We start from the raw sequence: 23,778 nt of genomic DNA, 5'->3' as shown, positions 1-23,778 counted from the left end.
TTTCAACTCTATGGGTTCTGGCCGGAGCCGCCCGCGGGCGGTCGCTGCGACTGTTGCTGTTGTTGCAGCTGCTGGCGGCGCGCCTGGATACGGGCGCGGATGGCTTGCATCTGCTCTTCACTGGGGCCCTGCGCCGGCGCATTCTGCGCCGGGGGTGTGGTGGCCGGGGCCGGGGCCGGCTGGGGCGCGGCCACCGCTTGCGGCGGCGACGGCGGCCGCACGGCATTCGGCGGCGGTACCGGCATCGGCACGACTCCGGCGCCGGCTGGTGGCACGCCCCCCCCGGCGGTGCTGCCGAGCACGGTCGGTGGTTCGCCGCCCTGGCCGTTGAACACGCTCAGTTCCAGGGTCTGGGTGCCGCCGGGACCACTGACCGTGGCACTGCGCGGTTCCAATGCCAGCAGCTGCCAGCCATTGACTGCCTCGCCATTCAGGCGCAACCGCAACGACTGCTTCTGGTCGGTGGTCAGGATCGCCATGCCGAACCCGGAGGTCAGCAGCACGCCGGTCAGGCTGACCGTGCTGGATGCGCCCGGTTCACTGCCGCCCAACAGGTACGGGCGCGGTTTGCGATCCTCGGCGAACAGCGGCCGCGCACCGATCTGCGCATAGGCCTCGGCCGAGGCGATCCGCTCCGGTGCGGCCGGCGCCAGCACCGGCAGCGGCGACGCGGCGCGCTCGGCGTCCGGTGCGGCCGCGATCCGGCTGCCGAGGCCGAACAGGCTGGCGATCCAGATCGCCGCGGCCCAGGCCATCACGCCGCCCAACCACCAGGTGCGCAGGGAGGTCAGTTCAATCTTCATGCACGCCCTCCTCGACCGGCTCTGCCGCCGCATCTGCGGAGGACGCAGGCGGTGCCGACGGCATCGCCATCGACGATGCCGCGGCGGCCGGCGCCGCCGCTTGGGCAGCAGCGTCGGCAGCGTTGTCGATGCCGGCATCCACGCCCGCAGGCGGTGCGCTGGGTGCTGCCGGGGCATCGCCGGCAGCGTCCGGCTTGAGATAGCCGGCCAGTTCAAACGACACATCCAGGCCGGTGCCGGATTCATTCGGCGATTGCTGAAAACGCTGCGCGAGCAGGTTGAGGTTGCCGATGAACAGACGTGGGCTACCGGTCTCCAACGTATGCAGCACTGCAGCCATTTCCGGAACGCCACAGCGCAGGCGCACCTGCAGGGCGACGCGGGGGAAGGCCGCATCACGCGCGGTGTCCTGCAGCGGCGAACGGTTGCTGATGGTGCAGCTGCGGTTGCCCGGGCTGGCCGAGGCCACTGCATCCTGCAGCCGCGACGACAAGGCGGCGGCCGCAGATTCGGCGGTGGCTTCACGCAGGAACCCGGGCCGCCCATCCAGCGCGGCCCGCACCTGCTGCAGGCCCTGCTCGACCGCGCGGCGCTGTTGCAGCTGCGCCTGCACGCGTTGATCGCGCTCCTGCAGCTCGGCGATATCGCGGTTGATGCCCAGCAACGGCACGGTGAACCACGGGTGCACCAGCAGCAGATAGGCCAGCGCGGTCACTGCGATCAGCAGGGCCAGCGCCAACCAACGGTCACGGGGTGTCGTTGGCATTGCCATCGGCAACCTCCGCAGCAGGCGCAGCGGAACGCGCGGCGGCCGGTGCAGCACCGGGCAACGGCTGCAGTTCGGCAGTCAGGGTGAAGCGGTCACGGCCACCGGCGCCGCCATCGGCCTGCAACACGCCGGTCAGGTTGACCTTGCGCCACAGTGGCGAGCCCTGCAGCAGCGGCACCAGTTGCGAGGCCTCGCGGCTGAGCCCGATCAACTGCAGCGACTCGCCTTCAATCGAAAGTTTTTCCAGATAGGTGCCGTCGGGTAGCAGGCGGGTCAGCTCGTTCCATACCTCTACGGTACTGGCATGCGCGTTGCGCTTTTCCTCAAGGAAGGCCGCGCCTTCGACCAGGGTCTGTAGCTGCTGGCGTTCGGCGGCCACCTGGCGCGCATCGCGGGCGGCGGCGTTGACCTGCTCACGCAGGCGGTCGGCAGCGGCCTGACGGTTGTCCAGAATCTGCTGGCCGGCCAGCGCCAGCAGCACCACGGTGGCGACCGCCAACAGCAGGTTCCAGCGCCGCATCGGATCGTGCCGCGCCTGGCGCTGCGCCACCGGCAGCAGATTGACCCCGAGCGGCTGGCCTTGCGCATCGGCAACGTCCACGCCCGCCAACTGCTGCGCCCACGGGCCCACCTGCTGCGCCCACTGTTCGAGCGCGCTGCGTGGAATAGCGACCAGTTCCACCTGCAGCTGGCCATCGTCCAGCGCGCCCAGCTCACGCACGTCGAAGCTGACCTGCGCCGGTTCGAACGGGGTCTGCCGGTCGATCTCGAACCCGACCACGTCGCGCAGGCGCGGCGCGGCGGCCGCCGGCAGCCGCAGCGGGCGGCGCAGTACCGCTTCCGGGGCGAGCAGCCAATGCCGGGGCAGGCCGCGCAGGCGCGCATCCAGCACGGTGTCCAGCGCCTGCGGGGATTGCGGCCACGGCAGCGTGGCCACCTCGTCCAGTTGTGCGCCGGTTTCACGACGCAGCCGCAGCTGCCCGTCAACTTGTTCCAGCAGCAGGCGTGAACGTGACCAGCCCATCGCCCACTGCCAGCGCACCGGCAGCCAGGCCAGCAGCGAACGCCGCCACCAACGCAGGCCGTTGCCCACGCCTGGCGCCAACTGTTCCCGCGCCCGCACCAGACTGTCCCGCCATGCTGTCATCGTGCTGCCATTCCCTGTTCCCAGCGAAGTACTGTGTAAGTCGTCCCCGGCGTGCCCGCCGCCCCCATCCGCACCACGGCACGCAGTACCGACACCCGACCGCGTTCATCCGTTGCACGGCTCTCGATACTATAGGTGCCACTGCCGCTGGCAAGCGCCGCGCCGGTCACGTTTCCGTCGGCAGCCGCGGCGGCCTGCTCACGCTGGGCCAGCAATTTCTCTGCGTCCAGGCCCAGCGCGGTCAGCACCGGGCCCGCCGCGAAACGCGGATCCGGCCGCGCCTGACGACTGTACAGGGTCAGCATCGGCTCCAGCTGTTCATACAGTGCCGCATCCATGCCGAGCACGCGCTGCAGCTCGCCCAATGTCTCGAAACGATTGTTGCGCGCGCCGTACGGCAGCCCCGCCGCCAGATAATCCTGGGTCTCCGCGCCGCCACCGGGTTGCTTGAGATTGTCGGTATCGCGCCAGTCGATGATCGCGCCGGCCAATTGCTGCGCACGGCCGGGTTCGACTGCCATCGCCCGCAGGAACGCAGTGAGCAGCGTGGCATCGGCCAGGTTGAGGTTGATCTTGCCGTTCTCGTCGATGATGCGCAGGTCGATCCGGCGTTGTTCGAACGGCCAGCGGTAGCGGCGGCCGTCGGCCACCCACGGCGGCCGGGTGGCGCTGGGCTGCAGCCGGTACAGCGCGTATTCGAGACCGGCGCGGGCATGCTCCTGGCCGATGGCATCGTCACCGGTGACCCGTTCCTGCATGTGCTCCACCCGCGCGCTCAGCGCGAACGCACCGATCAGCGCGGTCAGCAGCGCGATCAACCACAGCACCAGCACCAGGGCGGCCCCGCGCATGCGCGTCATCGTCGAATCCCGCTCTGCTGCACCTGCGACTGGGCCAGCGCGGCCACCATCGGCGGCCATGCCGGCCCCTGCCGGGGAGTGATGCTGATCGACACCAGGGTCGGCAGGCGCCGGGTATCGTCCCAACGGTCCTGCCACTCGCCGAGCTGGCCGTTGCGCGGGTCCACGCCGCGGTAGCGAAAATTCACCGCGCGCAGGTCGTCGGCCAGCACCTCGGGCGGGCGCGGCGGGCTTTCTTCAACCACCTCGCCGTTCTGTACCAGTACCAGGCCCAGCTCCAGCCGTTGCGCCCCGGCATCGCTGCGCACCTGCAGTTCGTGCACGTAGGGGCCGCCGCGGCCGAGGTAGCCCGGCAGATCGGAGACGAACAGCATGTGCTGCGGTTCGCCGAGAAAATACACCGGCTCGCGGGTTGGATCCGGCGGGGTGGCGGCCGTGGCCATCGCCATCGACAGGCGCCGGCGCAGGAACCCTTCCACCGCACGCATGCGCTCATTCTGCGCGGCGATGCGTTCACCGCGCTGGGTGATCGCCATCGCCGAGCGTACCGTGGCGAAGGCCAGCGCCAATCCGCCCACCAGCAGCGCGGTGGCCAGCAGCACTTCGATCAGGGTGAAGCCGCGCGCCGCGCGCTGCGCCCGGCTCATCGGGCTGCCCCCGGTGCGGCCGGCAGCAGGCGCAGGCTGTGCCACTGCAGGCGCTGCGCGTCGGCCTCGCCCCAGGACACCTGCAGGGTCAGCATTGCCAGGCTTGGCCCGGCCACGGTGTTGGCCACCGGCAGCGCCCCGCTGCGTGGCTCCACGTACGGCGCCACCTGCAATTGCCACTGGTAGCGGCCGTTCTCCCATTCGCCCTGTTGCTGGCCCTCCTGCAGCGGCGCCTCCACGCCGAGCGTGGCCAGTAAGGACTGCGCATGCAGCACCGCGCGGGTACGCTGGTCGGCCTGGCCGATCTGCCGCGACGCGCCGGACAGGCTACCCAGCAACAGGGTCAGCGCCAGCGCCAGCAGCGCGAAGGCGATGATCACTTCCAGCAGCGAATAGCCGCGCTGGCGCTTCATCGTGCGCCCCGCTGCGGGCCGGAGCGGACTTCGCCGGTGATCCAGCCCACTTCGATGCGCCAGCCCGCGTCACGCACGTGCAGCTCGATGCTGCCACCGCTGGAGGCACCATCGGGGTAGAACGCGATCGCGCCCTGCCCCGGTGCCGCCGCCACTTCGCGCGCACCGTGAAAGCTCACCTCCAGCGCGGCGGGCAACGTGCCACGGCGGCCGTTGGCGGCCTCCCACGTGCGTGCCTGCGGATCGATCAGGAAGCGTTGGCGTTCGCCGGTGGCGATGGCCTGGGTGCGGGTGTAGCGCAGCTGGCTGCCCAGTTCCTTGCCGGCATTACGCAGACGCATGCCGTCGATACCGCCGTTCATCGCGGTGGCGATGACCACGCCGATGATCGCGATCAGCGCCACCACCAGCAGCATTTCCAGCAACGACAACCCGCGCACGGCGCGTGCGCCTACCGCCGCGCGGGGCGGCAGGCAGGGGCGCGGCATCGTGCGAAGCGCCACGTCGGTTACTCGTACCGGATGTCCGCGTCATAACTGCTGCCACCCACCTTGCCATCCTTGCCCAGGCTGATCAGGTCGAAGGGCTGGCCCTCGCCGGGTGCGCGGTACTCCAGCGGGTGGCCCCACGGATCGTTCAATTCGGCCGGCTTGGCATACGGGCCGAGCCAGCCGCTGCTGCCGCCGGGCTGGGTCACCAGGTCATCGAGCTTGACCGGCAGCTTGCCGGTGTCGAGCTGGTAGTTTTCGATCTTGCCGGCCACGGTCTGTACCTGTGACTTGGCGATGTTGGCCTTGCCGCGATCGGCACCGCCGAGCACGCGGCTGCCGACCAGGGTCAGCACCGCACCGATCAGCACGATGACGATGATGATTTCCAGCAGGCTCATGCCCGACTGGTTGCGCGGCGACGAGAAGCGGACCTGTTTGCGAGGGTGGATCATGTGAGCTCCTGGCAGCGAATCGGGATCAAGGGGGAGTCGCCACGGCGGTCAGCCGATGGCATTGGTCAGGTCGTACAGCGGTACCAGCACGGCGACGATCACCAGCCCGACCACCGAGGCCAGCACCAGCGTGATCACCGGCACCAGCGCCGAGAGCAGGCGGTCGATCGCGCGTGCGCTTTCCTGTTCAAACGTATCGGCGGTCTTGAGCAGCATGCCGTCCAGCGCGCCGGATTCCTCGCCTACCTGGATCATCTGCAGCGCCAGCCGCGGGAAGCGCTTGCCACGTGCCAGCGACACCGACAGCCCGTTGCCGTTCTTGACGTCATCGGTGGCGGCATCCACATCGGCAGCCAGCGCACGGTTGCCCAGCACGTTGCGGGCGATGCCCAGCCCGGCCAGCAGCGGCACGCCATTGCGCAGCAGCGTGCCCAGCGTGCGGGCCAGCCGTGCGGTTTCCAGCTTGGCCACCAGCGGGCCGACCCCGCGCCGCTGCAGCAGCCAGCCGTCCACCGCCAGGCGGAAGGCGGGCTGGCGCAGCTTGCGTTCCAGCACCAGCAGCGCGATCGCGGGCACGATGATCATGGCCAGCCAGCCTTCGCGCACCACCAGCCCGGCATTGAGCACCCACTGGGTAAACCACGGCAGCGCCACATCCAGGCTTTCGTACATCAGCGCGAACTGCGGCACCACATAGCCGAGCAGGAACAACAGCGCGCCGCCGACCACCGCCAGCAGGATCGCCGGATAGATCAGCGCGTTGATCACGCGGCCCTTCAGTTCGCGGCTGCGCTCCAGATAGTCGGACAGGCGCTGCAAGGTATCGTGCAGGCTGCCACCGGCTTCACCGGCGCGCACCATGTTGATGTACAGCCGCGAGAACAGGCCGTGCTGGCGCTCCAGCGCGCTGGACAGCGAGGCGCCGCCGCGCACGACGTCGCGGATGTCGGTGATCACCCGCCGGCTGCGCTCGTCTTCGGGCAGTTCCAGCAGGATGGTCAGCGCGCGGTCCAACGGCTGCCCCGCCCCGAGCAGAGTAGCCAGCTGCTGGGTGAACTGGACCAGCGCAGCACCGTCAAAAGGTTTGCGGCGCAGCAGTGCGGCCCAGTTGGAGGCGCTGGCCATGCCTTCGCTGGCCAGCCGTGCTTCCATCGGCAGATGGCCCTGGTCCTGCAGCCGCGCGACCACGTCGGCTTCGCTGGCCGCTTCCATCTGGCCATCGAACAATTCGCCATGGGCATTGAGCGCCTTGTAGCGGTACTGCGCCATGCTCAGCGCCCTGCCCGAGGCAACATCGAAGCGGTGCGCATCAGGATTCCTCCGTCACGCGCAACACTTCTTCCAGCGTGGTGTGGCCCTGCAGCGCCTTGGACAGGCCATCCTCGTACATGGTGCGCATGCCGGCCGCACGTGCGATCTGTTCGATCTCACCCATGCCGGCACGGCGCATCACCGCACGCCGCAGCTCGTCGTTCATCACCAGGAATTCCATGATGGTGGTCCGGCCGTGGTAGCCGGTCGGGGCGATCGCCGAGGGCTGCGCGCGGTACAGGAAGATCTCACCCTCAGGCTGCAGGCGGCGCAGGCCGAACTTTTCGATCTCTTCCGGCGAGGCCGGATAACGCAGCGCATGTTCCGGCTCCAGCCGGCGCACCAGGCGCTGGGCCAGGATGCCGTTGATGGTGGAGGTGAGCAGATAGTCCTCCACGCCCATGTCGAGCAGGCGGGTGATACCGCCGGCCGCGTTGTTGGTATGCAGCGTGGACAGCACCAGATGGCCGGTCAGCGCGGACTGGATCGCGATGCGCGCGGTTTCCAGGTCACGCATTTCGCCGATCATGATGATGTCCGGATCCTGACGCACGATGCTGCGTAGTGCATTGGCGAAATCCAGCCCGATCTGCGGCTTGGCCTGGATCTGGTTGATGCCTTCGATCTGGTATTCGACCGGGTCTTCGACGGTGATGATCTTGACGTCGGCGGTATTGAGCTGGCTCAGCGCGGTGTACAACGTGGTGGTCTTGCCCGAGCCGGTCGGCCCGGTCACCAGCAGGATGCCGTGCGGCTGCTCAAGCACCTTGCGGAACTGCGGCAGGAACGCATCGGTGAAACCCAGCCGGTGGAAATCGAACACCACCGTGTCGCGGTCCAGCAGGCGCATCACCACGCTTTCACCGTGCGCGGTCGGCACGGTGCTCACGCGCAGGTCCAGCTCCTTGCCCTGCACGCGCAGCATGATGCGGCCATCCTGCGGCAGGCGGCGTTCGGCGATGTTGAGCCGGGCCATGATCTTGACGCGGCTGATCACCGCCGCGGTCAGGTTGGCCGGCGGGCTTTCGCCTTCGATCAGCACGCCATCGACGCGGTAGCGCACCTTCAGGCGGTTTTCGAACGGTTCGATGTGGATATCCGAGGCACGCAGTTCGACCGCACGCTGGATGACCAGGTTCACCAGGCGGATCACCGGCGCTTCGGAGGCGAGATCGCGCAGGTGCTCGATGTCATCGACCACCGTGCCCTCACCGTCGGCGGTTTCAATGATCGCGCCCATCGCGCTGCGGCCCTGGCCGTACCAGCGTTCGATCAGGTCATCGATTTCCGAACGCAGGCCCACGTGCAGGCGCACCGGCGCGCCCATGGCCAGGCGCACGGCATCGGCGGCATAGGGGTCCTGCGGATCGCTCAGCCACAGATCCAGCACGCCTTCGTGCAGGGCCAGTGGGCAGGCATGGAATTGTTTGAGGAAACGCAGTGACAGCGGCAACGCGTCCAGCAGCGATTCCGGCGGCGCTTCCGGCAGCGACTTGGCCTCCAGCAGGGGCAGCCCGAGCACGTCGGCGCTGGTCTGCGCGTGATCACGTTCAGAGACCAGGCCCAGCCGCACGAGCAGCAACAGCAGGCTGCCGCCGGCTTCGCGATGCAACGGCCGTGCCCGCGCCAGATCGCCCTCTTTCAGGCGTCCGTTGCGCAGCAACGTCTCGACGATGCGGGTTTCCGCGTTGATTCCTTCAGTGGGATCGTGGGTTACCGCGTTCACGAAGCTCTCCTGGCGACCCCTGCGACTTTAGCAGTTCGCCGTGATGCTTTACCGTCTGGCGTTGTCCCCGCCCAAAAAGACGGGAGCCCGTCACAAGACGGGCTCCCGTTACCACACACCCGGATTACTGGTTGGCGACAACACTCACACCGCTGAACGCGGATTCGCCGACCAGCTTGATGTAGTACGTGCCACTGACCGGCGCGGTGAAGCGCACGGTTTCACTGTTGCCCGGACGGGTCGACTTGGCGTCGTAGACCGTCGCGGTCGGCTCCTTGCCCTGGCTGACGTACACCGACACGTTGCCACTGCCGCCGTAGGTGAGCAGGCTGAGCACCTTGCCGGCCTGCGCCTCGAAGCTGTACAGCGCCGTGCTGCCACCGGCGCCGCTCAGCCCACCGACGGCCACCTTGTTGGTCAGCGGGGTCGCGGTCGGCCCGCAGTTCTCGGTGCATTCTTCTTCCAGCGCCTTGTCCAGCGCGGCCTTGGCATCGAGGATGCCGCTGCCGATCGGGGTGGCGGCCGGGATGGTCACCGGGAATTTGCGCGTGGTCTGCTTGAGCAGGGTTTCCAGTGCAGCCGGAGTCAGCGGCGCCTTGCCCTTGGCAGCCAGTGCGCTCTGCACCAACGCGCCGACGGCGGCCACGTGCGGCGAGGACATCGAGGTGCCGCCGAGGCCCATGTAGATCCACGTACCCGAATCCGGGGTGGTGGCCGCGTCCGAGGCGATCTGCCAGATGTAGCCGTTCGGGTTGCCGTCCACGCTGCCACCGCCACCCGGTGCGGACAGATCCACCGCTGCGCCGTAGTTGGAGTAGTAGGTGATGCCACCGGTCACGCGGGTAGCACCCACCACGACCACGTTGTTGCAGCTGGCCGGGCGGTAGTTGGCGGCGTTGCCGGCCTGGTTGCCGGCGGCCACCACCACGGTGGTACCGCGCGAGACCGCGCCATTGATCGCTTCCTGGTACAGCGGATCGCAGCTGCCGCTGCCGCCCAGGCTCATGTTGATGATTTCGGCCGGATTGGGATTGGCCGGAATGCCCGCCACGGTGCCACCCGAAGCCCAGGTGATGGCGTCGGCGATATCGGCCAGCGAGCCGCCGCACTTGCCGAGCACACGCACCGGCAATACCTTGGCCTTGTGCGCGATACCGGCGGTACCGGTGCCGTTGTTGGTTTCCTGTGCCACCGTGCCGGCCACGTGGGTGCCGTGCCAGGAGCTGTCTTCGGCCAACGAGCCCGGGTAGCACTCGTTGTCGTTCTCCACCCAGTCACCGTAATCGGTGGCGCCCGGAGCGCGACCGTCGGTCGGACGGCGCGAGGATTCCTTGTCGCTGATGAAATCGTAGCCGGCCAGCAGGTTGGTGCCGAAGTCCGGCACGCCCGGCAGGATGCCGGTGTCGAGCACCGCCACCACCACGCCTTCACCCTGCGAGATGTCCCAGGCCGGCGGTGCATTCACGCCACCGACCGCGTTGAAGAAGTTCCACTGGTACTGCTGGTAGCCCGGATCGTTCGGCACCAGCGCCGGCTGCACATCGGCAGCGCGCTGCAGGCGCACGTTGGCGACGGCGTACTGCACCGACGGATCGGCCTTCAGTTCGGCCAGCACCTTCTGCAGCTCCGCACCACTGAGCTTGCTCTTCAGCTTGACCAGGTCGGCACCCACGCCCAGCCGGCGCACCACCTGCGGGTTGAGCGTGCTGGCGCGGCTGGTCCCGCCGCTGAGCGCGGCACGCGAGAGCGCCGACTGCACCACCGAGAGCTTGGCCGAGGAATCGCTGGCCGCCGCGCTGTTGGTACGGTACTTGATGACGATACCGTCGCTGGCCTGCTGCTCGGCCGTAGCCTGGCGTGCAGGCTGTTTGACGACCTGGCCGTTGACGGCCTGGGCAGCGCCCACACCGACGGTAAGGGAAAGTACCGCTGCGGCGAGCACGTTGATGCGAAGGTTCTGCTTTCTGGTCACGTTGACATCCTCTTCAAGGTCATGGATCAAACGACTGTTCAGGCCAACACTCCATGCGAGTCCCCTGGCCGGCCCTGGCCAGGGTTCCCGTGACCTGCCCCCACAGGCCCTGCATTGCTTGCGGCGGGGCCGTCCGGCCCCGCCTGATGACGCTTACCAGCCAAAGCCGGCACCCACGCCGACGGAGCTGTCGTCGCTGCTGAAGGCACCGCCGATGGTCACCGTGGCGCGCTCGCTGAGCGCACGCTGGTAGCCCAGCGACAACGCCGATTCACCGCCCTGGTAGCCGACACCGACGCCAACCCGGTTCTGGGTGCGTACGCCGGCGGCACTGGTGGCCATGTTGAGCATGGCCGCGCTCATCGCGCCCTGGCGATCGATGCGGCGATCCTGATGACGCAGGCGCTGGTCGATTTCACCCTTGTACATATCGAAGCTGTCGGCCATCGCGCCGAAGCGCTGGTCGGTGTAGCTGTTGGCGGTGGCGATGCCACCGTCGAGCTGGCCCTTGTTGACCGCGTCGGTTGCCTGGGTACCCGCGGAGACATTGGTGACCTGGCGCTCGCTGCCCACCGATCCCACCGACACCGCATTGGCACGGTCGGCGACCGAGCCATCCCCCAGCGCGACCGAGTTGGCCGCCGAGGCGACGGCGCCCTGGCCGATCGCGGTGGCCGAGGCCCCGCTGGCCACGGCACCGGCCCCCATCGTCACGCCCGGGACGGCGCTTGGCGCGGCCGCGGCCGCAGTGGCCACCTGGGCCGTACCGGCACTGGCAGCAGTCGGGGTGCCCTGCACGTTGGCGACCGCCGCATCCGATGCAGCTGCCGCCACCGGACCGGCGCTGGCCAGCGAAGCACCGCGTGCCCGTGCGCCGCCGTTGCCGGCGACGCGCTGATCCAGGTCGCTCACCTTGCGGTCCAGTGCGCCCAGTGCATCGCCCACGTTGGAGTAGCTGGCGCCCTGGATCACGTAGTTGGGCGCGACGAACACGCCCTGCATGCCCACGCTGGCACCGCCGCCGAGGAAGGTGGCGACATCGGTCAGCGACTGGAACAACTGGCCACCGTTGATCGCCTGGCGGCTGCCGGATGCGATGGAGCCGCGGCCGACGTTGTCCAGCACGGTGCCCTGTGCACCGGAGAGGGTGAGCGTGTCACGGCTGGCATCGTCGTAGGCCACGGCATTGGCGGTCACGCTTTCAACCGAACCGATGCGCTCGTCGATGTCGCCGACCCGGGTTTCCACGGCGCCCACGCGCTGGTTGGTGGTGTTGAGCTGGCCACCGGTCACCGCATCGGTACTGCCGGCGGCGATGCGGCCGGCGCCGACATTGACGATGCGGCGCGTGGCCGGACCGTCGGTGCCGTTGCCGCCGCCGACCGAGACCACGTTGGCCTCGACCGCGCGCGAACCGGCACCCAACGCCACCGCATTGGCGCCCGATACCCCCGCACCGGCACCGATGGCGATGCTGTTGGCACCGTTGCTGGCGAAGGCCCCATTGCCGATCGCCACGCCGTTGACGGCATTGGTGGAGGCCTGGCGGCCCAGCACCGTGCTGTTGTCGCCGCGCGCCGAGGCATCGGCACCGACCGCGGTGGCACCGGTGGCCGAGGCCACGGCAGCCGTACCCAGCGCGCTGCTGCGGTTGCCACTGGCCGCCGCACCGGAGCCGGCCGCCAGTGCATTGCTGCCGCTGGCCGTGGCCACCCCGTCACCGCTGGCCTGGAAGTGCTTGCCCACCGCCGAGGCCGTGGCCGCGACGGTATCCAGCTGCGCCTTGTTGACGGCATCGTTGGCGTTCACCGCGTCACCGACGTTGGTGATGCGGCGCGTGGCCGGACCGGTGCTGCCAGTGCCGCCGCCCACCGAGACCACGTTGGCCTCGCTGGTGCGCGAACCGGCACCGAGCGCGACGCTGCCCGCACCGCTGGCCGACGCACTCTTGCCGAGCGCGGTGGCATTGGCGCCGCCGTAGGCATAGCTGTCCTGGCCGATGGCCGTCGAACCGGCCGAGGTGGCCCAGGCCAACTGACCCACCGCCGTGGTCTGCGCCGCGGTTGCCCAGGCATTGGAACCGGCAGCGATGCTGTTGGCACCGGTGGCCTGTGAGGCGTAGCCGATGGCGTTGGCGTAGCTGCCCGTAGCGGTACTGCCCCAGCCCAGCGCGGAGGCGTAGTCGCCACTGGCTTCGGCACCGTAGCCCAGCGCGGTGGTACGCACGCCGCTGGCGGCGCTGAACGTACCCACGGCCGTGCTGTAGTCGCTGCCCGCCTCGGCGTTGAAGCCGAACGCGGACGACTGCAGCCCTGCGGCGGTGGCGCCGGCACCGCTGGCGGTGCTGAACACCCCGGTGGCCTGTGCGCCTGCACCCAGTGCGGTGGCACCGGTACCGCTGGCGCTGGTGGCCTTGTCGAGCACCACGTTGCCGTTGGCGTCTTCGTAGTACAGCGCACCACCGATGGCGGTGGCCGAATCGGCGGTGGCCGAGGCGTTGAAGCCCGACGCCGAGGCATTGCGCCCCGAGGCCAGTGCGCCACTGCCGTAGGCCGATGCACCGGTCCCGAACGCATTGGCCGCTTCACCGGCCGCGGTGGCATAGGCACCGTCGACGAAGCTGCCGACATCATCACCGTTGCCGCTGCCGGAGGCCTTGAAGTGGCGGTTGGTCTGCTCGGCGGTATCGGCCACGGCGTTCAACTGATCCACATTGACCGCATCGGTGCCCTCGGTACCGGCAGCCACATTGGTGATCTGCCGTTGCGAGGTGGCGGTGCCCACCGAGACCGTATTGGCACGGGTGGCGGTGGAACCGGCACCGAGCGCGACACTGTTGGTGGCACTGGCCACTGCGCTTTCGCCCAGCGCGGTGGCGCTGGCCGCATCGGCCCAGGCGTTCCAGCCAATGGCGGTGGCGTAGTCGTCGGTCGCCCACGCACCGGCACCGAAGGCCGCCGCGCCGGTGCCCGAAGCACGTGCCGGGATCAGGCCGAACAAGGTCGAACCACCGATCGCCACGCTCTCGTCGCCGGTCGCTTCGCTGGATTCACCCAACGCAACCGCACTGGCGCCCGATGCCGTGGCCGACGCACCGACAGCGGTGGCCAGGTTGTTGGACGCTACCGCGCCATAGCCCAGCGCAGAGGACAGACGCCCACTGGCTTCGCTGTAGCTGCCGAAGGCAGAGGCACCGTCATCGGACGCACTGCTGCGGAACCCGTTCGCGGTGGCCTGCTGACCCGCCGCAATCGACTGGCTGCCGGTGGCGGTGCTGTACGCACCGGACGCCTGCGCGGCTTCACCGAGTGCACTGGCACCGATCTCACTGGCACTGGCGCCGTTACCGACGGCCACGCTGTTCTCGCCACTGGCCTGTGCATCGCTGCCGACCGCGCTGGCCCCCGCACCGGTAGCCAGTGCATTGAAGCCGATCGCCGTGGCATTGGCGGCCAGTGCATTGGCCCCGCTGCCCAGCGCGCTGGCCCCATCGCCGATGGCATTGGCGGCTTCACCCGCGGCCAATGCGTTGTCACCTTCGACATAGGCACCGGCATCGCTGTCGTCGCTGCCACTGGCCTGGAAGTACTTGCTGGTGGTTTCAGCGACGGCGGCGACCTCCTTCAACTGCGCCACGTTGACCGCATCGGTGTTTTCGGTACCGGCGGCCACGTTGGTGATCTGCCGCTGCGACGTTGCGGTGCCGACCGAGACGCTGTTGTCACGATCGGCCTGCGAACCGGCACCGAGCGCAACACTGTTGACGCCGGTAGCGGTAGCACTTTCACCCAGCGCGGTGGCACTGGCCGCATCGGCCCAGGCGTTCCAGCCAACTGCGGTGGTGTAGTCATCGGTCGCCCACGCGCCGGCACCGAAGGCCGCCGCACCCGTGCCCGACGCACGTGCCGGGATCAGGCCGAACAGGGTCGAGCCGCCGATCGCTATGCTCTCATCGCCAGTGGCCTGGCTGGATTCACCCAGCGCCACCGCACTGGCACCCGACGCGGTGGCCGACGCACCGACGGCAGTGGCCAGGTTGTTGGACGCCACCGCGCCATAGCCCAGCGCAGAGGACAGACGCCCACTGGCTTCGCTGTAGCTGCCGAACGCAGAAGCACCGTCATCGGACGCGCTGCTGCGGAACCCGTTCGCGGTGGCCTGCTGGCCCGCCGCGATCGACTGGCTGCCGGTGGCGGTGCTGTACGCACCGGATGCCTGCGCCGCCTCACCGGTCGCGCTGGCACCGATCTCACTGGCACTGGCGCCGTTGCCAACCGCCACGCTGTTCTCACCCGTGGCCTGTGCATCGCTGCCCAGCGCCGCGGCGCCTGCGCCGGTGGCCAGGGCATTGAAGCCGACCGCCGTGGCATTGGCGGCCAGTGCATTGGCCCCGCTGCCCAGCGCGCTGGCCCCATTGCCGATGGCATTGGCCGCTTCACCGGCGGCCAGTGCGTTGTCGCCTTCCACATAGGCACCGGCATCGCTGTCGGCACTGCCGCTGGCGCGCACGTACTTGTTGGTGGTTTCCGCCACCGCCGCCACCGCATTCAACTGGTCCAGGTTGACCGCATCGGTGCCCTGGGTACCGGCGGCCACGTTGGTGACCTGACGCTGCGCATCGGCACTGCCGACCGACACCGTGTCATCACGGTCGGCGATCGAATCCGCACCCAGCGCCACGCTGTTGGCGCCGCTGGAGGTGGCGGCATTGCCCAGCGCCGTGCTGTTCAGGCCCGGCGACCATGCACCACCGCCGACGGCGGTGGAGTAGTTGCCGGAGGCCTCGGTCGGCAGCAGGCCGAACAATGCACCACCGACGGCCACGCTGTTGATGCCGCTGGCCAGGCTGCCCTGGCCGGTAGCGGTGCTGTAGGCACCGGAGGCTTCGGCATCGCCACCGAGGGCGACGCTGTTGGAGCCGGTGGCCTGGGCGAAGCTGCCCAGCGCGGTGGCATTGAACGCCGAGGCCACGGCATAGCCGCCGATGGCCGTGGCGTAGTTGGCCGTCGCCTCGGAGGCAAAGCCGTAGCCGGCGGCGAGGTTGCCGCTGACCACGCTCTCCGAACCGACCGCGGTGGCACCTTCGCCGCTGGCGCTGCTGTAGTAGCCGAGCGCGACCGCCTCTTCGCCGGCGGCCTCGGACAACACACCGCCGGCCAGACTGCCGGCACCGGAAGCGACGCTGGCCGCACCGACCGCCGTGCTCTGTTCGCCGGAAGCCTCGCTTTCGGCACCGGTGGCGGTGGCGTACTCGGCCGTCGCCTGCGCGTTGGCGCCCACTGCAACCGCGTTCGCACCGCTGGCCAGGGCATTGAAGCCGACTGCGCTGGCGTTGTCGGCCAGGGCGAAGGCACCACTGCCCACTGCCGAGGCGCCACTGCCCGCCGCGAAGCTGCTGGACCCCACCGCGGTGGCGTAGTCGCCATCGGTGGCCGCGTTGGCACCGGCGGCGACGCTTTCCTCACCGCCGACCACGGCCACGCCGTCGCCGCTGGCCTGGAACTGCGCGGTCGCGTTGTTCAGCTGGTCCAGATTGACCGCGTCGGTGCCTTCGGTACCGGCCGCCACCTGGGTGATCTGACGCTGGCGGGTGTCGTTGCCGACCGAGACGCTGTACGCGCGGTCGGCCACGGAACCTGCCCCCAGCGCCACTGCATTGGAGGCGCTGGCGTTGCTGCCCGCACCGATGCCGATCGCACTCTCGCCACCGGCCACCACGTTGGTGCCGATGGCGATGCTGTTGATGCTGTTGCCCAGCGCCTGGAAGCCAAGCGCCACGCTGTTGTCGCCATAGCCGAACGCACCGCGGCCGAGCGCGGTGGCACTGCTGCCGCGCGCCCAGCTGTTGTAGCCGATCGAGGTGGAGCCGGTGCCGCTGGCCCATGCCGACTGGCCGACGGCGGTGCCGTTGGTCGCGGTGGCCCAGGCACTGGCACCGAAGGCGGTGGCACCGTCTTCGGTGGCCCACGCGTAGGCACCGGTCGCGGTGCTTTCCTCGCCACTGGCAAACGCGTTGTCGCCCTGGGCGACGCTGTAGTCGCCGGTGGCGCGCGCCTTGTAGCCGGCGGCGAGGCTGTTGCCACCGGTCGCCTGCGCGCCGCTGCCGAACGCATTGCTGACCGTGCCGGTCGCCTGCGCACCCGCGCCGACGGCCACGGCATCCTGCGCCGCCGTGGTCCCTACGCGGACCGCATTGCCGTTGGCATCCACCAACGGCTGGTTGAAGGCGTCATAGGCCTGGCCGAGACCGCCGATGGCGACGCTGCCGTTGCCATTCGCGCTGACGTTGCGCCCCACCGCCACCGTGTCATCGCCGAGTGCGGTGGCACCGTTGCCCAGCGCGGCTGCACCGGCACCGAGCGCGTTGCTGGCCTCGCCGGCCGCAAGAGCGCCGTCACCGTCGGCAAAGGCGCCGACGTCGCTGTCTTCGGAGGCGTTGGCCTTGAAGCGGCTGGCGGTGACATTGGCGGTCTGCGCCACGCCGTCCAGCTGTGCCTTGTTGACTGCGTCGGTGGCTTCGGTACCGGCGGCGACGTGGGTGATCTGGCGTTCGTTGCCGACATCGCCGACCGAGACGGTGTTGTCGCGCACGGCGGTGGAGTTGGCACCCAGCGCCACGCTGTTGGCCCCGCGTGCGGTGCTGTAGAAGCCAATGGCGGTGCTCTGTGCACCGCTGGCCCAGCTCTCGGCACCCAGCGCGGAAGCGCCCTCGCCCGGTGCATAGGCGAAGTAGCCCAGTGCAGTGGCTTCGGTGCCGGAGGCTTCGCTCAGGGTGCCGTTGGCCACGGCGTAGTCGCCGCTGGCGATGGCACCGGCGCCGACCGCCGTGGCCGCTTCGCCACTGGCCTGGGTCTGCACGAAGAAGCCCAGCCCCGGAATCAGGTCGGCTGGGCCGCCGATCGCGGTGCTGCTGTTGCCGGTGGCCACGCTCTGCGTGCCTACGGCGGTGGCGTAATCGCCGGTGGCGTTGGCCACGGCGCCGAACGCGGAGGACTGCGCACCGCCGGCATAGGCACCCACACCGTAGGACGAGGCGGCGAAGCCGGACGCTTCCGCGCTGGCCCCCACCGCAGTACCACCAACCCCGGCGCTGGTGGCACCGGTATCCACCGGCACCCCGCCGTTGGTGATCAGCGGGTTGCCATCGGCATCCACTGCGGCCCCGCCCACGGCCACGCTGCCCGGGCCATTGGCCTGGGCGTTGTTGCCGAATGCAGCGCTGTTCTGGCCCGAGGCCACGGCGTTGAAGCCGGCCGCGGTGGCATTCTGTGCGGTCGCGGTGGCGCCACTGCCCAAGGCGGTGGCACCGTTGGCGAGTGCGTTGGACGCCTCACCGATCGCGGTGGCGTTGTCGCCATCGGCGAGTGCACCGGCATCGCTGTCGGTGCTGCCGGTGGCCTGGAAATACTTGCTGGTGTTCGCTGCGACGGCGCCCACCGCGTTGAGCTGGCCCTTGTTCACCGCATCGTTGGCTTCGGTACCGTCGGCCAGGTTGGTGATCTGCCGGCGCAGGCCGTTTTCCGCATTGCCGACCGACACGCTGTCGACCCGATCTGCATACGAGCCCGCACCCAACGCGACGCTGCCCACCGCAACAGCGGCGGAATTGGCACCAAGCGTGGCGCTGAAATCAGCGACCGCGACGCTGAAGGCGCCCACCGCAACCGAGGCTTCGCCGGCGCTGATCGCACCACGCCCCAGCGCGCTGCTGCCCAGGCCGATAGCCAAAGCGCCGCCACCAATCGCGGTGGCACCGTCGGCACTGGCTTCGGCCAGGCCACCGATCGCCGTTGCGGCGCCGTTTTCACTGGCCGCTACCGCCGAAGCCCCCAACGCGACATCGCCCAGCCCGAACGCCGCCGCGCTCTGGCCGATCGCCGTGCTGGCATCGCCGAGCGCCAACGCGTTCTGGCCGAATGCACTGGCACCGATGCCGGCCGCGATCGCCTCGCTGCCCACGGCGGTGGTGGCATTGCCCAGCGCCTGGCTGCGCTGGCCCAGCGCGGTGGCTGCATCGCCATCGGCATTGGCGCCGGCGCCGGCCGCCACGGCGCCGTCACCGTCGATCTTCGCGGCATCGCTGTTGTTGCCCGCGCCGTCAGCCTTGAAATAGCGGGTCGCGCCTTCGGCCGCGACGGCCACCTTGTCCAGCTGCGCCTTGTTCACCGCATCGGTCGCCGCGGTGCCTGCGGCCACGTTGGTGACCTGGCGTTCCTTGCCCGCATCGCCCACCGAAACGGTGTTGGCGCGGGTGGATTTGGAGCCGGCGCCGAGCGCCACGCTGTTGGCCGCCGACGCGGTGCTGTTGCTGCCGATCGCAACGGCATTGCTGCCCGATGCGGTGGCACTGCCATCGACCACGCAGCTGTCGATGACTTTGCTGTTCAGGACCACGCAGTTGGCATTGCCGCCGACTTCCACCGATTGCGCCTGCACGGTGCCCGCCGCGCCGGCCATGCCCAATCCCAGTGTCAATGCGATGGCGGCGGACAGCAGCGATGCGCTGCGTGCGCCACCGGATCGTCGCTGGTCGATGACCACGCCGGCGGACTGGCTGCTGGCCAATTCCGAGGCAACGACCATCTGCCCCAGTGCTTTATTCCAGACCTTGCGATAAATCCGATTCATCGATACGGCTCCTGATTGGACTGGTTTCGGGCAAAGCGACGCCAACGCCGGACCGCGTGGTCCAACGTCCCCTGGGGGCGTTTTTTCGCTTGATTTACTGCGCTTGATTTACAGCGTGTGCCGAATGGCGTGCTACAGACGTACAGCGGACTCGCCATCCATGCGGGTACTGCAGAACTGAACGCTTTCGAAATGAGGGTGCAGTGTTAACGTACAGTTTCAATAACGTCAAGACTTTGACATTGAAAAACACATCACCGCGCACTGCGTCACAATTTCGGCGCGATTGCAGCTGTTTTCGTTAGTTTGATGTGAGCAATCGTCATAAGGTTTTTTCACGTTGTAACGCGCTGTAACTCATTGCCGGCTATCAGTTTGTCGAACGCACAAAAAAAAACCGCCGGAGTTACCGGCGGTTTCTTCACGCGACTTTCATCGCATCAGCAAAAATGTCTGGCGCAGTTCAATCGCACCATACTCTTGCGTTGCGGAACATCCGCAGCCACGGCGAATCGCCCTTCCAGTCCGCCGGGTGCCAGCTCAGATTGATCGCGCGCGGGGTCCGTTCCGGGTGCGGCATCATGATGGTGGTGCGGCCGTCGGTAGTAGTCAGCCCGGTGATGCCGTCCGGTGAACCGTTCGGATTCAGCGGGTACTGGCTGGCTACGTTGCCGTCGCCATCCACATAGCGCAGTGCGACGCGCGCGGCGGCCTGGTCCAGGGCATTGGCGAACACCGCCTGGCCTTCACCGTGGGCGACGGCCACCGGCAGGCGCGAACCGGCCATGCCACGCAGCAGGATCGACGGCGACTCCACTACTTCCAGCAGCGCGGTACGGGCTTCGAACTGCTCGCTGCGGTTGCGGCGGAACTGCGGCCAGTGCTCGGCACCGGGGATGATGTCCTTGAGCTGGCTCATCATCTGGCAGCCGTTGCACACGCCCAGCGCGAAACTGTCGTTGCGGGCGAAGAACGCCGCGAACGCATCGCGCAGCACGTTGCGCTCCAGCACCGAGGTGGCCCAGCCGCGGCCGGCACCGAGCACATCGCCGTAGCTGAAGCCGCCGCAGGCAACCAGACCGGTGAAGTCCGACAGCGCCACGCGGCCTGCGATCAGGTCGCTCATGTGCACGTCATACGCACTGAAGCCGGCACGTTCGAAGATGTTGGCCATCTCGATCTGGCCGTTCACGCCCTGCTCGCGCAGCACCGCCACGCGCGGACGGGCGCCGGTGTTGAGGTACGGCGTTGCCACGTCTTCGTTGAGGTCGAAGCTCAGCTTCGGCTTCAGGCCCGGCGCATTGAAGTTGCGCGCGATCGCACGCTCCTGGTCGGCGTTGTCCGGGTTGTCGCGCAGCTTCTGCATGGCGTGGGTGACCGACCACCAGGCATCGAACAACGCTTCCCAGCGCCACTCCACCAGGCTCTCGCCCTGCAGCGAGACGCGCACCACCGGTGCGGTGGTCGGGCGCGCGATGCGCTGCGCGCACTCGGTCAGGGCATGGCGTTCGACCAGGTCGGCGAAGGCCGCGCGGTCTTCCTTGGCAATCTGCACCACCGCGCCGAGTTCTTCATTGAACAGGCTGCGGAACGGATCATCGCCCCAGGCATCCAGGGTGATGTCCAGGCCCATGCGCGAGGCGAACGCCATTTCGCTCAGTGCGGCGAACGCGCCGCCATCGCTGCGGTCGTGGTAAGCCAGCAGCAGGCCGGCCTGGCGCGCATCGCGGATCAGTTCGAAGAACGCACGCAGGCGTTGCGGGTCATCCAGATCCGGCACCGGGCCGGCGAAGGCCGGCAGGGCGCTGTGATCGGCATGCACCTGGGCCAGGATCGAACCGCCCAGGCGCTGCTTGCCCGCGCCCAGGCCGATCAACCACAGCTCGCTGTCGGTATCGCGGTCGAGCAGCGGGGTCAGCTGGCCACTGGCATCGGCGACCGGTGCGAACGCGGTGATCACCAGCGACACCGGCGACACCGACTTGTGCGCCTGCCCGGCGTCGTGCCACTGCGCCTGCATCGACAGTGAGTCCTTACCGACCGGAATGCTCAGGTCCAGCTGCGGGCACAGTTCCATGCCCACCGCACGCACCGCGTCGTACAGCAGCGCGTCTTCACCGTTGTGGCCGGCGGCGGCCATCCAGTTGGCCGACAGCTTCACCGTCTCCAGCGCATCCACCGGGGCGGCGCACAGGTTGGTGATCGCTTCGCCCACCGCCATGCGTGCCGAGGCGGCTGCATCGAGCAGGGCCAGCGGGGTGCGCTCGCCGATCGCCATCGCTTCACCGGCAACGGTATCGAAACCGGCCAGGGTGATGGCGACGTTGGCCAGCGGCAGCTGCCACGGGCCGATCATCTGTTCGCGCGCGGTCAGGCCGCCAACGCTGCGATCGCCGATGGTGACCAGGAAGTTCTTGGAGGCCACCGACGGATGCGCGAGCACGCGCAGACCGGCCTCGTGCAGGTCCAGGCCCTTGGTCCGCAGCACCGGCCAGCGCGGTGCCGGCGGGTGCACGGTATCGCGGTGCATCTTCGGCGCCTTGCCGAACAGCACGTCCATCGGCAGGTCGATCGGCGCATCGGCGGGGAGGTTGTCCACGGTCGCACCGTAAGCCACCACCAGACGTTCTTCGGCGGTGGCCACACCGACTGCAGCGACCGGGCAGCGCTCGCGCGCGCACAGCGCGACGAACTCGGCCAGCCGCGCCTGCGGCACGCCCAGCACGTAGCGTTCCTGCGATTCGTTGCACCACAGCTGCATCGGCGACAGCGACGGGTCATCGCTGGGCACCTTGCCCAGGTCGATCACACCGCCCACGCCGGAGTCGTGCAGCAGTTCCGGGATCGCGTTGGACAGGCCACCGGCGCCCACGTCATGGAACCAGCGGATCGGGTTGTCGGTGCCGAGCGCGACGCAGCGGTCGATCACTTCCTGGACCCGCCGCTCCATTTCCGGGTTGTCGCGCTGCACGCTGGCGAAATCGAGGTCTTCGGCACTTTCGCCGGACGCCACCGAACTGGCCGCACCGCCGCCGAGGCCGATCAGCATCGCCGGGCCGCCCAGCACGATCACCGCATCGCCGGGCTGCAGGCGCAGCTTCTCCACCTGGTTCTGGTCGATCGCGCCGAGGCCACCGGCCAGCATGATCGGCTTGTCGTAGGCGCGGGTCAGGCCCTCGCCTTCGGGCAGTTCGAAGCTGCGGAAGTAGCCGAGCAGGTTGGGACGGCCGAACTCATTGTTGAAGGCGGCGCCGCCGAGCGGGCCCTCCAGCATGATGTCCAGGGCCGGGGCCATGCGCGGATTCAGCGCGCGCGGGGCTTCCCACGGCTGCGGCAGGGTCGGGATGCGCAGATGCGAGACCGAGAAACCGGTCAGGCCGGCCTTCGGCTTGCCGCCGCGGCCGGTCGCGCCTTCGTCGCGGATCTCGCCACCGGCACCGGTGGCCGCGCCCGGGAACGGTGCGATCGCGGTCGGATGGTTATGCGTTTCCACCTTGATGCAGAACGCCGAATCGACCACCGCTTCGCTGCGGTACTCGCCACTGGCCGGGTCCGGGCGATAGCGCGATGCCGGGAAACCGGCCACCACCGCCGCGTTGTCGCTGTACGCGCTGAGCGTGTGCTGCGGGGTCTGCTGGTGGGTGTTCTTGATCATCCGGAACAGCGAGTGCGACTGGTCGGCACCGTCGATGGTCCAGCTGGCATTGAAGATCTTGTGGCGGCAGTGCTCGGAATTGGCCTGCGCGAACATCATCAGTTCCACGTCCGAGGGCTCCCGGCCGAGGTCGCCGAAGCGCTGGCGCAGGTAGTCGATCTCGTCCTGGGCCATGGCCAGGCCGAGGCGGCGGTTGGCCGCTTCCAGGTCGTCCAGCGCGATGCGTTCCAGCTCGCCCCGGGCCGGCGTGGTGAACAACGCCTGGGCCTGGTCGGCGGTGTCGAGCACCGACTGGGTCATCGGGTCGTGCAGCGCACGCGCCACGGCTTCGCGCTGGGCCGGATCGCTGGGCCAGCCGGCCAGGTCGATGCGCAGGCCACGTTCAACCCGACGGATCGGCTGCCCGGCGCCCCGCACCAGCTCGGTGGCCTTGCTCGACCACGGCGACAGGGTGCCCAGACGCGGCACCACGAAGCGGCTGACGGCGGCGGCGGCGCGCTCGGCCAGGGCCGGCTGCGCCTCCAGGATCCGGCTCAGGATCTCCGGGTCCGGGGCCGCATCGCCCTCGGTCTGGATGAAGTAGACATGCCAGGCACCGGTGATGCGCAGATCGGCGGCCAGGGACTGCAGGCGGGATTCAAGACGTTCGCGGCGGAACGGCGAAAGGGCGGATGCGCCCTCGAGGACCATCATGTCCGGGGAACCGTGGTTGGAGACGGGGCCCACTATTGTACCCAAACCGGCCGCCGCGACTGCCCCGGCCAGGTCCGTGCCCGCCAGGGCCTTCACGGCCAAACCATGCGCTGGTTCACGGATTGCCGACGGAATGCATGACAACGTTATCACCACCTGGCTGCGGCCCCGCCCGGCCAGGTCCATGTCCGTCCCCCACTGCTGTTGCCGG

General features: G+C 69.0%; 13 protein-coding genes. All 13 read right to left on the bottom strand.

Going from position 1 to position 23,778, the window contains the following annotated elements; translation table 11 throughout:
• Nucleotides 1-8: 8 nt before the first annotated feature.
• The gene (locus AC3IPM_RS03050; protein ID WP_489302468.1) at nt 9-803 is read right to left on the bottom strand and encodes a hypothetical protein; all 795 of its coding nucleotides are present in this window, start codon (nt 801-803) and stop codon (nt 9-11) included.
• Nucleotides 793-1,575: a type II secretion system protein GspM gene (gspM, locus tag AC3IPM_RS03045; RefSeq protein ID WP_489302467.1), complete on the bottom strand. Its 783-nt coding sequence runs from the start codon at nt 1,573-1,575 to the stop codon at nt 793-795. Before gspM ends, AC3IPM_RS03050 begins: the two co-directional genes overlap by 11 nt.
• Complete coding sequence (locus AC3IPM_RS03040; RefSeq protein ID WP_489302466.1) at nt 1,550-2,719, bottom strand: PilN domain-containing protein; 1,170 nt, start codon at nt 2,717-2,719, stop codon at nt 1,550-1,552. Before AC3IPM_RS03040 ends, gspM begins: the two co-directional genes overlap by 26 nt.
• Nucleotides 2,716-3,579 carry a type II secretion system minor pseudopilin gene (locus tag AC3IPM_RS03035; protein WP_489302465.1) on the bottom strand — a complete coding sequence of 288 codons (864 nt, stop codon included), beginning with the start codon at nt 3,577-3,579 and terminating at the stop codon, nt 2,716-2,718. The genes AC3IPM_RS03040 and AC3IPM_RS03035 overlap by 4 nt, the downstream gene beginning before the upstream one ends.
• Nucleotides 3,576-4,226, bottom strand: a complete 651-nt coding sequence (locus AC3IPM_RS03030) for a type II secretion system protein J (protein ID WP_489302464.1) — start codon at nt 4,224-4,226, stop codon at nt 3,576-3,578. The genes AC3IPM_RS03035 and AC3IPM_RS03030 overlap by 4 nt, the downstream gene beginning before the upstream one ends.
• Nucleotides 4,223-4,639 (bottom strand): type II secretion system protein XpsI, encoded by a 417-nt coding sequence (xpsI, locus tag AC3IPM_RS03025; protein WP_489302463.1) that lies wholly within the window; start codon nt 4,637-4,639, stop codon nt 4,223-4,225. The genes AC3IPM_RS03030 and xpsI overlap by 4 nt, the downstream gene beginning before the upstream one ends.
• On the bottom strand, nt 4,636-5,127 hold the full coding sequence (gene xpsH / locus AC3IPM_RS03020; RefSeq protein ID WP_489304002.1) for a type II secretion system protein XpsH: 492 nt from the start codon (nt 5,125-5,127) through the stop codon (nt 4,636-4,638). Before xpsH ends, xpsI begins: the two co-directional genes overlap by 4 nt.
• A gap of 20 nt (nt 5,128-5,147) precedes the next feature.
• Nucleotides 5,148-5,582, bottom strand: coding sequence for a type II secretion system major pseudopilin GspG (gspG, locus tag AC3IPM_RS03015; RefSeq protein WP_489302462.1), 435 nt, complete (start codon nt 5,580-5,582; stop codon nt 5,148-5,150).
• Nucleotides 5,583-5,630: 48 nt separating this feature from the next.
• The gene (xpsF, locus tag AC3IPM_RS03010) at nt 5,631-6,851 is read right to left on the bottom strand and encodes a type II secretion system protein XpsF (RefSeq protein WP_489302461.1); all 1,221 of its coding nucleotides are present in this window, start codon (nt 6,849-6,851) and stop codon (nt 5,631-5,633) included.
• A 40-nt stretch (nt 6,852-6,891) separates the two neighbouring features.
• A complete protein-coding gene (gspE, locus tag AC3IPM_RS03005; RefSeq protein ID WP_489302460.1) occupies nt 6,892-8,619 on the bottom strand; it encodes a type II secretion system ATPase GspE in 1,728 nt (575 codons plus the stop codon).
• Between the two features lie 124 nt (nt 8,620-8,743).
• Nucleotides 8,744-10,591: a S8 family peptidase gene (locus AC3IPM_RS03000; RefSeq protein ID WP_489302459.1), complete on the bottom strand. Its 1,848-nt coding sequence runs from the start codon at nt 10,589-10,591 to the stop codon at nt 8,744-8,746.
• A 153-nt stretch (nt 10,592-10,744) separates the two neighbouring features.
• Nucleotides 10,745-19,219: an ESPR-type extended signal peptide-containing protein gene (locus AC3IPM_RS02995; protein WP_489302458.1), complete on the bottom strand. Its 8,475-nt coding sequence runs from the start codon at nt 19,217-19,219 to the stop codon at nt 10,745-10,747.
• A 463-nt stretch (nt 19,220-19,682) separates the two neighbouring features.
• Entirely contained in the window at nt 19,683-23,567 is a 3,885-nt protein-coding gene (purL, locus tag AC3IPM_RS02990; protein WP_489302457.1) for a phosphoribosylformylglycinamidine synthase, read from the bottom strand.
• Nucleotides 23,568-23,778 lie beyond the last annotated feature (211 nt).

The sequence above is a fragment of the Stenotrophomonas sp. GL_111 genome, from assembly GCF_057835245.1.
This window is presented reverse-complemented; position numbering and strand designations above follow the sequence as displayed.

Bases quoted from the DNA above. Each gene is read 5' to 3' on its own strand.
- AC3IPM_RS03035 (WP_489302465.1), bottom strand. From the start codon at position 3,579: ATGACGCGCATGCGCGGGGCCGCCCTGGTGCTGGTGCTGTGGTTGATC.
- xpsI (WP_489302463.1), bottom strand. From the start codon at position 4,639: ATGAAGCGCCAGCGCGGCTATTCGCTGCTGGAAGTGATCATCGCCTTC.
- gspG (WP_489302462.1), bottom strand. From the start codon at position 5,582: ATGATCCACCCTCGCAAACAGGTCCGCTTCTCGTCGCCGCGCAACCAG.
- xpsH (WP_489304002.1), bottom strand. From the start codon at position 5,127: ATGCCGCGCCCCTGCCTGCCGCCCCGCGCGGCGGTAGGCGCACGCGCC.
- AC3IPM_RS03040 (WP_489302466.1), bottom strand. From the start codon at position 2,719: ATGACAGCATGGCGGGACAGTCTGGTGCGGGCGCGGGAACAGTTGGCG.
- AC3IPM_RS03030 (WP_489302464.1), bottom strand. From the start codon at position 4,226: ATGAGCCGGGCGCAGCGCGCGGCGCGCGGCTTCACCCTGATCGAAGTG.
- AC3IPM_RS03050 (WP_489302468.1), bottom strand. From the start codon at position 803: ATGAAGATTGAACTGACCTCCCTGCGCACCTGGTGGTTGGGCGGCGTG.
- AC3IPM_RS02995 (WP_489302458.1), bottom strand. From the start codon at position 19,219: ATGAATCGGATTTATCGCAAGGTCTGGAATAAAGCACTGGGGCAGATG.
- xpsF (WP_489302461.1), bottom strand. From the start codon at position 6,851: ATGGCGCAGTACCGCTACAAGGCGCTCAATGCCCATGGCGAATTGTTC.
- purL (WP_489302457.1), bottom strand. From the start codon at position 23,567: ATGATGGTCCTCGAGGGCGCATCCGCCCTTTCGCCGTTCCGCCGCGAA.
- gspM (WP_489302467.1), bottom strand. From the start codon at position 1,575: ATGGCAATGCCAACGACACCCCGTGACCGTTGGTTGGCGCTGGCCCTG.